We start from the raw sequence: 12326 nt of genomic DNA, 5'->3' as shown, positions 1-12326 counted from the left end.
TCAGAGGATGACGTGCGGCAGGAAGCGGGCGTACTCGTCCGTGACCGGGCCGGCCGATTCACGGATGCCGAGCCCGGCCGCCTCGTCCTCGACGACCCACGCGCCCAGCACCACGCGGTTGCCGTCGAAGTCCGGCAGAGGTGCCAGCTCCTGGTAGCAGCACGGCTCGTCCCGCGGCACCGCGGGGCTTCCCGGCTCGTGGAGGGTGATGCCGTCCCCCTCGCGGCCGAGCAGGGGCTTGGCGACGTAGCCGCCCGACGCCGCGAGTTCGCGGGGACCGTCGAGGTAGGAGGGCAGCAGGTTCGGGTGGCCCGGGTAGAGCTCCCAGAGGATCGCCAGCAGCGCCTTGTTGGACAGCAGCATCTTCCAGGCGGGCTCGATCCAGCAGGTGGTGCCCGTACCGCCGCCGTTGTCGAGGGTGTCGAGCACATGCGGGCCGAACCGGTCGGTCGCCAGCCACTCCCACGGATACAGCTTGAAGCAGCTCCGGATGAAGCGGAGCCGGTCGTCGACGAACCGCCCGCTCAGCCGGTCCCAGCCGATCTGCTCGACGGAGAGCGCCTCCGTGCCGATGCCGGCCTGTTCCGCGGTCTCGCGCAGATACGCGACCGTCATCAGGTCCTCGCCCAGCTCGTCCCCGTCGGAGTGGGCGAAGTGCAGCGGCCCCGGCGGCAGCAGGGGCGCCTGGCGCTTCCAGGCCGCGACGAGCCGTTCGTGCAGCGAGTTCCACTGATCGGCGCCCGGGAACCGGTCCTCCATCCAGAACCACTGGGCGCTCGCGGCCTCCACCAGGGAGGTGGGGGTGTCCGCGTTGTACTCCAGCATCTTCGCCGGGCCGGTTCCGTCGTAGCGCAGGTCGAACCTGCCGTACAGGGAAGGCAGTTCGTCCCGCCGCCGCCAGGACTGGGCGATCAGATCGGCCAACCGCCGGTCGATGACGCCGAGTTCGGCGAAGCGGTCCTGCTCCACGATGTGCGCGGCGGCCGCCAGGCACATGGTGTGCAGTTCCTCGACGACGTCCTCCAGTGCCTCGACCTCGGGCAGCGAGAAGACGTAGTAGGCGCTCTCGTCCCAGTACGGGCGCAGCGATCCGTCCGGGTAGCGGGTGAGCGGAAAGACGATGCCCTGTTCCTCCACCGTCCGCTGCCAGTCGGGGCGGGGTTGTGCGGTGCGGCGTTCCATACCGGTTCAGCCGCCGCCGGTGCCCGAGCAGCCGAAACCGCCGCGGTCGACGGCGGACTTGTCGAAACTGCCGCCCTCCACCTTGCCGTTCTTGCTGCTGCCGCCGTAGTAGTACGAGCCCTTGCCGCTCTTGCACTCGTAGCTCGGCAGCTTGTCCCGGGTCAGCGGGTCGACACACCGCTTGTCCGGCTCCGAACCGCAGGACGTGATCATCGCCGCGAGCACCCCCATGCCGCCGAGCACGACCGTGCTCGACCTCAGCCTGCGCGCCATGTTTCCGTCTCCCCCGTCGTACGAATCAAGCCAATGAGGCCACTCGTCAGATTAAAGGCCCGCTGATTGCAGCGGGAAGCGGGTGCACCGGATGTCCACAAGTACAGTCGCCATGTGATCTTCGGGATGATCTGCGCGCTCGGTGCCGCCGTCTGCTTCGGCACCGCCTCGGTCCTCCAGGCGGTCGCCGCGCGGGCCGCCGCCGAGCCGGGTTCGGACTCGGGGGTCGATCCGGCCCTGCTGCTGCGCGCCCTGCGCCAGTGGCGGTACGTCGCCGGGCTCGCTCTGGACGGGTTCGGTTTCGCCCTCCAGATCATCGCCCTGCGGTCCCTGCCGATCTACGCGGTCGGCGCCGCCCTGGCCGCGAGCCTCGCGGTGACGGCGGTGGTCGCCGCGCGGCTTCTCGGGGTGCGGCTGAGCGGCGTCGAGTGGAGCGCGGTCGGTGTCGTCTGCGCCGGCCTCGGCATGCTGGGGCTCGCATCCGGCGGCGAGGGACACGGGAGCGGTTCCGCCGCCCTGGCCTGGTCGATGCTGGGGATCGCGCTGGGCATCCTGCTGATCGGCGCTGCGGCCGGCCGCCTCCCGGAGCGGTCGCGGGCGCTCGTGCTGGGGCTCGGCGCGGGCTGCGGCTTCGGGGTGGTGGAGGTCACGGTCCGGCTGATCGACGACGTGTCGCCGGCGGCGCTGCTCGCCGACCCGGCCGCGTACGCGCTGCTGCTGGGCGGCGGTTCGGCGTTCCTGCTGCTCACCTCGGCCCTGCAACGCGGTTCGGTGACGACGGCGACGGCCGGCATGGTGCTCGGCGAGACGATCGGCCCGGCGCTGGTCGGCGTGGTCTGGCTCGGCGACCGCACGCGCGACGGCCTGGAGTGGCTGGCGGTCACCGGATTCGTGGTCGCGGTGGCGGGCGCCCTGGCCCTGGCCCGCTTCGGCGAGGCCCCGACGGACGCCCCGGGGCCGGCAACGGGCACGGCCGAACGGGACCGCTGCGAGAACTGACCCGTGTGGAGTGCCCGCACCGGGCGCCCGGAGGGTCCGCCCGCGCCGCTGCCCGGGTCGCGTACGCTGGCATTCCATGGCAATTGGCACCGCGCTGTGGTCATTCGCCCTCGTCGTAGGGCTCCTCACTCTCACCCCCGGACTCGATACCGCTCTGGTCCTGCGCACCTCGGCCCTCGGCCGGCGCAGAAGAGCCTGGGGCGTCGTCCTCGGAATCCAGTCCGGCACCCTGCTGTGGGGCGTGCTCACCTCCCTCGGGGTCACCGCACTCTTCACGGCCTCCCATCTCGCCTATGTGACCCTGCGCTGGGTCGGCGCGGCCTATCTGGTCTGGATGGGTGTCCGGATGCTCCGCGACACCTTCCGCGGGCTGCCCACCGAGGGGGCGGACGACCCCGCTCCACCGGCCGGCACTGACTCGTTCGCCGGCGGCTGGCGGCAGGGAGTGCTCACCAACCTCCTCAACCCGAAGATGGGCGCCTTCTACGTCGCCGTCCTGCCCCAGTTCATCCCGGCCGGCACCGGTCACTTCACGATGGGGCTCCTGCTCGCCTGCGTGCACATCCTGATAGGTCTGGCGTGGTCGGCCGTGCTCGTGGGCTTCGCCCGGGTGCTGCACGGCTGGCTCCGCAAGCCGCAGGCCCGCCGGCTGCTCGACCGGATCACCGGGACCGTCATCGCCGCCTTCGGCGTCCGGCTGGCGCTCGGCGACTGAGCCTCAGGGCAGCACCCGGCAGAGCGCGTCCAGCGCGCCCGACCAGGCGCTGTCGGTGGGTGTCCCGTAACCGATGACCAGCGCGTCGCGGCCGGGACCGGCGTCGGGGTGGCGGAAGCGGGATATCCCCTCCAGGGCCAGGCCCTGCCACGCCGCCGCCCGGAGCACCGACGGCTCGGTGCCCTCCGGCAGTTCGAGCACGGCGTGCAGCCCGGCCGCGATGCCGCTGACCCGGACGCCGGGGGCCCGTTCCGCCAGGGCCGCGACGAGCTGGTCACGGCGGTGCCGGTAGCGCAGCCGCATCGAGCGCACATGCCGGTCGTACGCGCCCGACTCGATGAACTCCGCGAGCGTCAGCTGGTCCAGCGCGCTCGACGACCAGTCGCTCATCCCCTTGGCCTCGGACACCTCGCCCACCAGCGACTCCGGCAGCACCATCCACCCCAGGCGCAGCCCGGGAGCCAGCGATTTGCTCGTCGTGCCCAGGTGCACCACGCGTTCCGGGTCGAGGCCCTGGAGCGCGCCGACCGGCTGCCGGTCGTAGCGGAACTCACCGTCGTAGTCGTCCTCCAGGATCAGCCCGCCCGTGCCACGCGCCCAGTCCACGGCCGCGGCCCGCCGGTCGGGGTGGAGCGGCACACCCGTCGGGAACTGGTGCGCGGGCGTCATCAGGACGGCGCCCACGCCGCGCAGGGCGGCCAGTTCGCCGGTCCTCGCACCGAGCTCGTCGACCGGCAGACAGGGCAGCCGCAGCCCGGCGTCCGCGAGGAGCTTGCGGTGCACGTCCAGTCCGTACGACTCGACCGCCACCTCCCGCACCCGCTTCTTGCGCAGCACCGGCCCCATCAGCTTCAGCGCATGCACGAAACCGGCGCAGATCATGATCCGCTCCGGGTCCGCGTACACGCCGCGGGCCCGTGCAAGATAGCCGGCGAGCACGGTGCGCAGCTCGATGCGCCCGCGCGGATCGCCGTACCCGAAGGCGTCGTTGGGCGCGGCGGACAGTGCGCGCCGGGACGCCTTGAGCCAGTCGGCGCGCGGGAACGTCGAGAGGTCGGGCGACCCGCCCAGCAGGTTGTGCGCGGGCCGGGACCGCACCCCGCGGGCCCGTACGGTCCGGCCGGCCGACGGGCGCGGCTCGGCCCGCTGCGCCACCCTGGTGCCCGAGCCCTGCCGGGCGGTGAGCCAGCCCTCGGCGACCAGCTCCGCGTAGGCGTCGGCGACGGTGTTCCGTGCGATGCCCAGGTCGGCGGCGAGGCTGCGGGAGGACGGCAGCCGGGTGCCGGGCGCCAGGCGTCCCGTCCGTACGGCCTCGCGCAGCGCGTCCATGAGCCCGGCCCGCAGCCGTGGCGCCCCGGTCGTCTCAAGATGCAGGTCGGCACCGAAAGTGGCCCATGAATCCGTCATGGAAATGGACCATACCGGTGCGCCATCTGCCGCGTAGTGTCGTACCCATGACGACGAACGAGCACAGCCACCCGACCTCCGAGCTCAACCCCGAGCACTCCCCCCGCCTGCAGAACTGGGCCGGGCTCGCACCCGATGTCTACAAGGCGATGGTCCGGCTGGACGCGGCGTCCCGTAAGGGCCTCGACCCGGTCGTGGGAGAGCTGGTGAAGATCCGCGCCTCGCAGCTGAACCACTGCGCGTTCTGCCTCGACATGCACACCAAGGACGCGATCGCGGCCGGCGAGTCCGTCCAGCGGATCGTCCAGCTCAGCGCCTGGGAGGAGTCGCGGCACTTCTACACGCCCAAGGAGATCGCGGCCATCGAGCTGACCGAGGCCGTGACGGTGCTGACCGACGGCTTCGTGCCGGACGAGGTGTGGGAGAACGCCGCGAAGCACTTCGACGAGACGGAGCTCGCCCACCTCATCGCCGCGATCACGACGATCAACGCCTGGAACCGCTTCGCGGTGACCACCCGCATGGTCCCCGGTCACTACCAGCCGGGCCAGATCCAGCACTGACCCCCGCAGGCCCGCACCACGCACCGCCACTCCCCGACACCCACAGGAGCCCCGCGTGACCGCATCCGTCCTCCGCGCCCTGCATCACGACCGCGCCCCCGGCGACCCGCTGGTCGTCCCCGGCCCGTGGGACGCGGGGAGCGCGCGGGTCTTCGCCGAGGCGGGCTTCTTGACGCTCGCCACACCGAGCGCCGGGGTCGCGGCCTCGCTCGGCTACGAGGACGGGGCGACCCCCGCCGACGAGATGTTCGCGGCCGTGGCCAGGATCGTGCGGGCCGTCCCGGCCTCCGTGCCCGTCTCGGCGGACATCGAGGCGGGTTACGGACTGGCCCCGGCGGAGCTGGTGGAGCGGCTCCTCGAAACCGGGGCCGTCGGCTGCAATCTGGAGGACTCGGCCGACGGCACCCTCGTCGACGCCCAGCGGCAGGCGGACCGGCTCGCGCAGGTGAGGGCGGCGGCGGGCGACGCGCTCTTCGTGAACGCCCGCGTCGACACCTACGTCCGGGGGGTTCCCGAGGGCACGGACGTGGAGACGGAGACCGTCCGGCGCGCCCTGCTGTACGTGGCGGCGGGCGCGGACTGCGTCTACCCGATCATGGCCCCGCCCGAGGCGCTGCCCGCGCTCGCCGCCGCCGTCCCGGCCCCGCTCAACACCTTCGCCCGCCCGGACGGTCCGCCGCCGCGCCGGCTGGGCGAGCTGGGCGCCACCCGGATCACCTTCGGCCCCGGGCTCCAGCGCCGGGCGATGGCGGCGGTACGGGAGATCGCGGACGGGCTGCGGAAGGGCTGAGCGCTCAGGCGCTCCGGCCGCCGAAGGCCGCCAGGGTCCGTTCCAGCATCGGCATCGCCCGCACCACCCGGCGGGAACGGATCAGGGCGTCCCAGGCCGGCTCGAACTTCTTCCAGCCGCCCGAGTACGCCAGGTGCCTGAGCCGTTCGTGGGTGCCCGGCTGGGCGGCCGCGCCGCGCCAGATGTTGGACCACCGGTAGAAGTCGCGGTACGCGCGCCAGTACCCGTCCTCCAGCTGGCTGGGCGTCATGCCCTTCGGGCGGTAGACGACGTGGCGGGTGTCGTAGAGGTCCCAGTCCCGGTGCACGATCCGGTCCTCGGCCTCCAGCTGCTTCCACAGTCCGGTGGACGGATACGGCGTCATGATGTGGAAGGTGGCCGTCTCGATACCCTGCTCGACGGCCCACTCCACCGTACGGTCGAAGACGTCCGGGCCGTCGTGGTCGAGCCCGAAGACGAAGCTGGCGTTGACCATGACCCCGGCGTCATGGAGCCGGCGGACGGCCGCCGCGTAGTCCTTGCCGATGTTCTGGTCCTTGCGGCGCTCGGCGAGGTTCGCGCTGTTGACGGTCTCGAAGCCGACGAACAGGCTGCGCAGCCCCGCCGCCACGGCCCGCTCCAGCAGATCCGGCTGGAGCACGGACTTCACGGTGCCGGCGGCCTGCCAGAGCCGCCCCATGCCGGCCATCCCGTCGAAGAGCGCCTCGGCGAAGCGCCGGTTGCCGAGCAGATGGTCGTCCAGGAAGTACAGATGCCTGCCGGGCAGCCGCTCGATCTCGGCGAGCGCGTCGTCCACGGCCTGGGTGTAGAAGGACTTCCCGCCCTCGAAGAAGGCGTCCTTGTAGCAGAAGTCGCAGTGGTGCGGGCAGCCCCGCGAGACGACGATCGAGTTCGGTACGAGATACAGCTGCCGCTTGATCAGGTCGCGCCGTACCGGCGGCAGCCCGGCCAGGGTGCGCAGCTTCGAGTCGTACCGACGGCCCGGCATCCCGTCGCGGAATTCCTTGAGGAACAGCGGCCAGGTGTCCTCGCCCGGCCCGGTGAAGATCGTGTCGGCGTGGGCCGCGGCCTCGTCCGGGAGCGAGGTCACATGGAGGCCGCCCATGGCGACGTGGACGCCCCGGGCCCGGAAGTGGTCGGCGATCTCGTAGCCGCGCCGGGCGGAGGTGATGTAGGGCTGGACAACCAGGAGATCGGGGCTGTCCAGCGCTTCGATGTCCACCCGCTCCACGTGTTCGTCCAGGAGCGTCACCTCGTCGTCCGGGTCGAGGTACCCGGCGAGGGTCGCCAGGCCGAGCGGTGGGAAGAGCGAGTATTTGATGGGGCGGAACAGCGGGCTGGTCGCCTCGGTCAGTGCCGGAAGGATCATCGTCACGCGCATGACAGCGCAGACTCGGGAACGGGTGCGGTCAGTTCCCGGCCACCACGCCCGGACATGCCGCCGCCCCCGGCAGCGGTGCGGCCGGGGGCGGCGGGGTACGCCTCGAAGGGCGTACGGATCAGATCAGGCCGAGCTCGCGAACCGCGTCGCGCTCCTCGGTGAGCTCCTTCACCGACGCGTCGATGCGCGCACGGGAGAACTCGTTGATGTCCAGGCCCTGGACGATCTCGTACTTGCCGTCCTTCGTGGTGACCGGGAAGGACGAGATGATGCCCTCGGGCACGCCGTAGGAGCCGTCCGACGGGATACCCATGGAGGTCCAGTCGCCCGCGGCGGTGCCGTTGACCCAGGTGTGCACGTGGTCGATGGCGGCGTTGGCGGCCGAGGCGGCGGAGGACGCGCCACGGGCCTCGATGATCGCGGCGCCGCGCTTGGCGACGGTCGGGATGAAGGTGTCGGCCAGCCAGGCCTCGTCGTTGACGAGCTCGGCGGCGTTCTTGCCGGCGACCTCGGCGTGGAAGATGTCGGGGTACTGGGTCGCCGAGTGGTTGCCCCAGATCGTCAGCTTCTTGATGTCGGAGACGGCGGCACCGGTCTTGGCGGCCAGCTGCGAGATCGCGCGGTTGTGGTCGAGGCGGGTCATCGCGGTGAAGCGCTCGGCCGGTACGTCCGGGGCGGCGGCCTGCGCGATGAGCGCGTTGGTGTTGGCCGGGTTGCCGACGACGAGGACCTTGATGTCGTCCGCGGCGTTGTCGTTGATCGCCTTGCCCTGCGGCTTGAAGATGCCGCCGTTGGCGGAGAGCAGGTCGCCACGCTCCATGCCCTTCGTACGCGGGCGGGCGCCGACCAGCAGCGCGACGTTGGCACCGTCGAACGCCTTGTTGGCGTCGTCGGTGATCTCGATGCCGCGCAGCAGCGGGAAGGCGCAGTCGTCGAGCTCCATCGCGGTGCCCTCGGCGGCCTTCAGACCCTGCGGGATCTCCAGGAGACGCAGGTTGACCGGCACGTCCGGGCCGAGCAGGTGGCCGGAGGCGATGCGGAAGAGCAGCGCGTAGCCGATCTGGCCGGCTGCGCCGGTCACGGTGACATTCACGGGAGTGCGGGTCATGGCGATCTCCGTTAGACAGCTGGCGGTGGGGGCTCCTGGCCCCTGGTGCTGGACATCCCTGAATCTTGATGTGAAGAGATATCCAGCGATCAGGCTATCCGACCCGGAACCCCCCGGCGGCCCTGCCCCCTGTGGCACCGCACACAACCCGTCACACAGCGCTCACCCGGCCGAATCCCGGTCACCCGGGAGGCGGCGGCCCGGTGGCGACCCGATGGCGGCCCCCGTACGGACCGCCGTCAGCGCCCCGGCCCGGTCAGCAGCACCACCGCGGCCAGCACCAGCAGCGCGCCGACCACGCCCGCCAGGAGCACGGCCGGCCGTATCCGGCGGCCGGTGAAGCGGACGGCGACCGGGTCACCGGGCGATATCCCCGCGCCGCCCGTACCGCCTGGGTCACCTGTGCCGCCCGCGTCGCGCCCGTCGCCCGCGCCGGGGATCCTGACGCTCAGGACCGTCATGTCCTGACGCGGTTCAAAACGGCTCCAGGCCCGCTCCGCCAGCTCCCACATGGTCGTCAGGTGCGCCTGGCTGGTGTCCGTCGCCTCGGCGAGCGCGACGACCGCCCCCTTCGGCGCGAGCAGCCGCCCGTTCAGATACCGCTCCCACGAGGTCCTGCTGTAGCCCGTGCGGTCGGCCACCGCGGCGATGCTCAGCCCCCTGCGGTCGACGAGCCTGCGCAACTGGCCGGCGAACTCCCTGATCTGCGGATCGAGTTCGTCCGACAGCGCCTTCCAACGAGGCATCGCTCCCCCTTGACCGGGTCCGGTGATTCTTCCGTTCCGGACTACCCAGGAGCGGGCGCGAACGCGGGGCGGCGGGTCATCGGCACGGGGCGCACAGGGGTGTTCGGAACCCTTCGCTCCGCTGCCGCGCGCCCCCGGTTCTGCTCGCGGTCCCACTCCCGGCCCCTCCCCGGCTCCCGCCCCGGTGCCGGGACTCCGTTGCCGGACGATCACACGGTGGCGGAATGGTCACTTCCGTGCCACAGGCGACAGGCATCCCTTGAACCGGCCTCACCCCGTCGACCAGGCTGAAGTCCGGACGGGGCAAGGCCGCTCAAGTCACCGCATTCCGGGGCGTTCACGCTCCGGCGGGCCCCGTCACCGGTGTCCGTCCCTCCTCGGGGGAGGGGACGGACACCCTTTTTCGTGAGGCGCCCTTTTCGTGAGCCGCCCCTTTCGCGGGGCGCCGTCGGCCCTGCGGGCGGGCTCAGCGGATGGTGAAGTGGACCGCCTGTTCCAGGAACGGAATGTCCAGCCACGGCTTGGGCTGCGCCACCAGCGCGAGCATCACGATGAGGAAGCCGAGCAGCCCGTACGTCACCAGGTCGGTGAAGCGGGAACGTACCGCCAGCATGCCCACCGACGGCACCACCAGCCGCAGCACGGCACCCCCGATGAGGGCCGCGCCGATCAGCATCGTGCCGACCCGGAACGCCTCGGCGAACGGGTCGACGGCCACGATCAGCAGCCCGATCCCGGCCGTGCAGAGCACGGCGAGCAGCGGCCACTGACGGGCCGGGGCGGGCGCGTCCCCGGACGCGGCCCTGCCCCCGCCCTCGGGGCGCGCGGTGTCCCGGGTGAGCGACGGGAAACGCCGCGACGGGCGCGGGGCCGGTGCGGTACCGCCGCCGCCCGCCCTTTCACGAGCGCCGTCGTCACGAGCACCGCCATCACGCGCGGCGTCGTCACGCGCGGCGTCGTCACGAGCGCCGTCGTCACGAGCACCGCCATCACGCGCGGCGTCGTCACGCGCGGCGTCGTCACGGGTCGCGTCGTCACGGGTCGCGTCGTCACGCACGTCGCCGTCACGGGTCGCGTCGCCGTCACGATCCGCGGCCCGATCCGGTGCGGACGCGTCCGCCGCGTCCGCCGCCTTCTCACCCGTGCCCGGCTCGTCCGCCCGGGACGACGCCGCGGACGTGCCGTCCGCCTCGGCCGACGGGTCGGCCGGACTCGTACCAGCACCCATGGGGTTCCCTCCGGATCGGGTCGGCCGGCTCAGACGGCCGCGGCCGCGTTGCGCTCGGCCGCCTCGACCACGTTGACGAGGAGCTGGGCGCGGGTCATCGGACCGACACCGCCCGGGTTCGGGGAGAGCCAGGCGGCGACCTCGGCCACGCCCGGGTGGACGTCCCCGACGATCTTGCCGTTCTCGTCCCGGCTGACGCCGACGTCGAGCACGGCGGCGCCCGGCTTCACGTCCTCGGGCTTGATGATGTGCGGCACCCCGGCGGCGGCGACGATGATGTCGGCCTGCTTGAGCTGGGCGGAAAGGTCACGCGTACCGGTGTGGCACTGGGTGACGGTGGCGTTCTCGGACTTACGGGTCAGCAGCAGCGGGATCGAGCGGCCGATGGTGACACCGCGGCCGACGACCACGACGTGCGCCCCGTTGATCTCCACACCGTGGTGGCGGAGCAACTGGACGACACCCTGCGGAGTGCAGGGCAGCGGGCCGGTCTCGTTCAGCACGAGACGGCCGAGGTTCATCGGGTGGAGGCCGTCGGCGTCCTTGGCCGGGTCCATCAGCTCCAGGACGCGGTTGGTGTCGATCCCCTTGGGCAGGGGCAGCTGCACGATGTAACCCGTGCACTCGGGGTTGGCGTTGAGCTCCCGTACGACGTCCTCGATCTCCTCCTGGGTGGCGGTGTCGGGGAGTTCGCGCTGGATGGAGGCGATGCCGACCTGCGCGCAGTCGCGGTGCTTGCCGTTCACGTACCACCGGCTGCCCGGGTCGTCCCCGACGAGCAGGGTTCCCAGGCCAGGGGTGATGCCCTGTGCCTTGAGGGCCGCCACGCGGACGGTGAGATCGGACTTGATCGCGGCTGCGGTGGCCTTGCCATCGAGAGTCTGGGCAGTCATGTCCCCATACTCGCGGATGACCCCGCCCGCGTACCAATTCGGGTACCGGGGGCGTACGCGATGTTGCACTTGCGCAACATCGACCGCCGCGACTGGACAAACTTACATTCCGCTTATAACGATTATGGCCGCAGTGCCGCAGAAGTACCCGGGGGGCGGACCACTGACTCTTCTTTCCTCCGTGCGGCCGCATCGTCCCCGCACGCACGTTGGAGGAACGCCCAGATGAGTTTCGGCGACCCGAACCCGAATCCGAACAACCCGTACGGCCAGCAGCCGAACCAGCCGCCGCAGGGTCAGCCGGGTTACGGCTACCCGCAGGCGCCGCAGGGCGTACCGCCGCAGCAGGGCCAGCCGGGCTACGGCTACCCGCAGCAGCCGGGCCAGCCGCAGGGCCAGCCCGGTTACGGCTACCCGCAGCAGGCCCCGGGCACCCTCCAGGCCAACAACGGCTACATCAACGTCCCGGTCCTGGGCACCGTCCAGGTCGCCTCGATGGGCCGCCGCCTCGGCGCGCGCTGCATCGACGCGGCGGTCATCGGTGTTCTCTACGGCATCCTCAGCGCGATCGGTCTGGCCGGTGCGATGGGCATAGCCAAGAGCGTCGACGACTGCGGCTCCTCCCTGGACCCGGGCTACCAGTCCTGCGTGAACGAGGCGAGCAGCGGCATCATCGCCACCATGCTCGGCATGATCCTGATCTTCGGTCTGATCACGCTGCTCTACGAGTGGCTGATGATCTCGCTGCTCGGCGCGACCCTCGGCAAGATGGCCCTCGGCCTGAAGGTCGTCAAGGAGAACACCGGCCTGAACCCGGGCCTCGGCGGCGGCTTCATCCGCTGGATCATCCCGATCGTCGGCGTCTTCCTCTGCTACATCGGCGCACTGCTCGTCTACCTCTCCCCGTTCTTCGACAACTCCGGGAAGCTCCAGGGCTGGCACGACCGTGCCGCCGGCACCCTGGTGATCAAGAAGTAACGCAGCACCGCGCACAGCACGAAGGGGCCGCACACCAAAACGCGCTGCCGCCCCACGCAGAAA

13 protein-coding genes are annotated in these 12326 nt (G+C 71.6%); 5 read left to right on the top strand and 8 right to left on the bottom strand.

Translation table 11 applies throughout. The features are described from left to right. Together ACFVH0_RS01875 and ACFVH0_RS01870 are read right to left on the bottom strand one after the other, a co-directional pair. Positions 1-1182: a glutathionylspermidine synthase family protein gene (locus ACFVH0_RS01875; RefSeq protein ID WP_385817455.1), complete on the bottom strand. Its 1182-nt coding sequence runs from the start codon at positions 1180-1182 to the stop codon at positions 1-3. A 6-nt stretch (positions 1183-1188) separates the two neighbouring features. Then, a complete protein-coding gene (locus ACFVH0_RS01870) occupies positions 1189-1455 on the bottom strand; it encodes a hypothetical protein (protein ID WP_124716842.1) in 267 nt (88 codons plus the stop codon). A gap of 126 nt (positions 1456-1581) precedes the next feature. Here ACFVH0_RS01870 and ACFVH0_RS01865 point away from each other — a divergent pair, with 126 nt between their 5' ends. Both ACFVH0_RS01865 and ACFVH0_RS01860 read left to right on the top strand, forming a co-directional pair. After that, positions 1582-2454, top strand: coding sequence for a hypothetical protein (locus ACFVH0_RS01865; protein ID WP_385817513.1), 873 nt, complete (start codon positions 1582-1584; stop codon positions 2452-2454). A gap of 76 nt (positions 2455-2530) precedes the next feature. Then, on the top strand, positions 2531-3169 hold the full coding sequence (locus ACFVH0_RS01860) for a LysE family translocator (RefSeq protein ID WP_385817454.1): 639 nt from the start codon (positions 2531-2533) through the stop codon (positions 3167-3169). Positions 3170-3172: 3 nt separating this feature from the next. Here the strand turns inward: ACFVH0_RS01860 and ACFVH0_RS01855 are convergent, their stop codons facing one another. Further along, positions 3173-4576: a PLP-dependent aminotransferase family protein gene (locus tag ACFVH0_RS01855; RefSeq protein WP_385817453.1), complete on the bottom strand. Its 1404-nt coding sequence runs from the start codon at positions 4574-4576 to the stop codon at positions 3173-3175. A 47-nt stretch (positions 4577-4623) separates the two neighbouring features. Between ACFVH0_RS01855 and ACFVH0_RS01850 the strand changes: the two genes are divergently transcribed. Then, positions 4624-5139, top strand: coding sequence for a carboxymuconolactone decarboxylase family protein (locus ACFVH0_RS01850; RefSeq protein WP_385817452.1), 516 nt, complete (start codon positions 4624-4626; stop codon positions 5137-5139). Positions 5140-5194: 55 nt separating this feature from the next. Next, positions 5195-5929: an isocitrate lyase/phosphoenolpyruvate mutase family protein gene (locus ACFVH0_RS01845; RefSeq protein ID WP_385817451.1), complete on the top strand. Its 735-nt coding sequence runs from the start codon at positions 5195-5197 to the stop codon at positions 5927-5929. Positions 5930-5933: 4 nt separating this feature from the next. Here the strand turns inward: ACFVH0_RS01845 and ACFVH0_RS01840 are convergent, their stop codons facing one another. From ACFVH0_RS01840 to ACFVH0_RS01820, 5 genes are all read right to left on the bottom strand, one after another. Continuing rightward, positions 5934-7310 (bottom strand): B12-binding domain-containing radical SAM protein, encoded by a 1377-nt coding sequence (locus ACFVH0_RS01840; RefSeq protein WP_385817450.1) that lies wholly within the window; start codon positions 7308-7310, stop codon positions 5934-5936. A gap of 118 nt (positions 7311-7428) precedes the next feature. Then, on the bottom strand, positions 7429-8418 hold the full coding sequence (locus tag ACFVH0_RS01835; RefSeq protein ID WP_124716848.1) for a malate dehydrogenase: 990 nt from the start codon (positions 8416-8418) through the stop codon (positions 7429-7431). 239 nt (positions 8419-8657) lie between these two features. Further along, complete coding sequence (locus ACFVH0_RS01830) at positions 8658-9164, bottom strand: helix-turn-helix domain-containing protein (RefSeq protein WP_385817449.1); 507 nt, start codon at positions 9162-9164, stop codon at positions 8658-8660. A gap of 466 nt (positions 9165-9630) precedes the next feature. After that, a complete protein-coding gene (locus ACFVH0_RS01825) occupies positions 9631-10392 on the bottom strand; it encodes a DUF3017 domain-containing protein (RefSeq protein ID WP_385817448.1) in 762 nt (253 codons plus the stop codon). A gap of 29 nt (positions 10393-10421) precedes the next feature. Then, a complete protein-coding gene (locus ACFVH0_RS01820) occupies positions 10422-11285 on the bottom strand; it encodes a bifunctional methylenetetrahydrofolate dehydrogenase/methenyltetrahydrofolate cyclohydrolase (protein WP_385817447.1) in 864 nt (287 codons plus the stop codon). A 225-nt stretch (positions 11286-11510) separates the two neighbouring features. Between ACFVH0_RS01820 and ACFVH0_RS01815 the strand changes: the two genes are divergently transcribed. Further along, entirely contained in the window at positions 11511-12263 is a 753-nt protein-coding gene (locus tag ACFVH0_RS01815; RefSeq protein WP_385817445.1) for an RDD family protein, read from the top strand. The last annotated feature ends 63 nt before the right edge of the window (positions 12264-12326 follow it).

This window comes from Streptomyces sp. NPDC127117 (genome assembly GCF_042677325.1).
Classification (GTDB): domain Bacteria; phylum Actinomycetota; class Actinomycetes; order Streptomycetales; family Streptomycetaceae; genus Streptomyces.
Note: the sequence above shows the minus strand (reverse complement) of the source record. Positions and strands in the feature narration are given on the sequence as shown.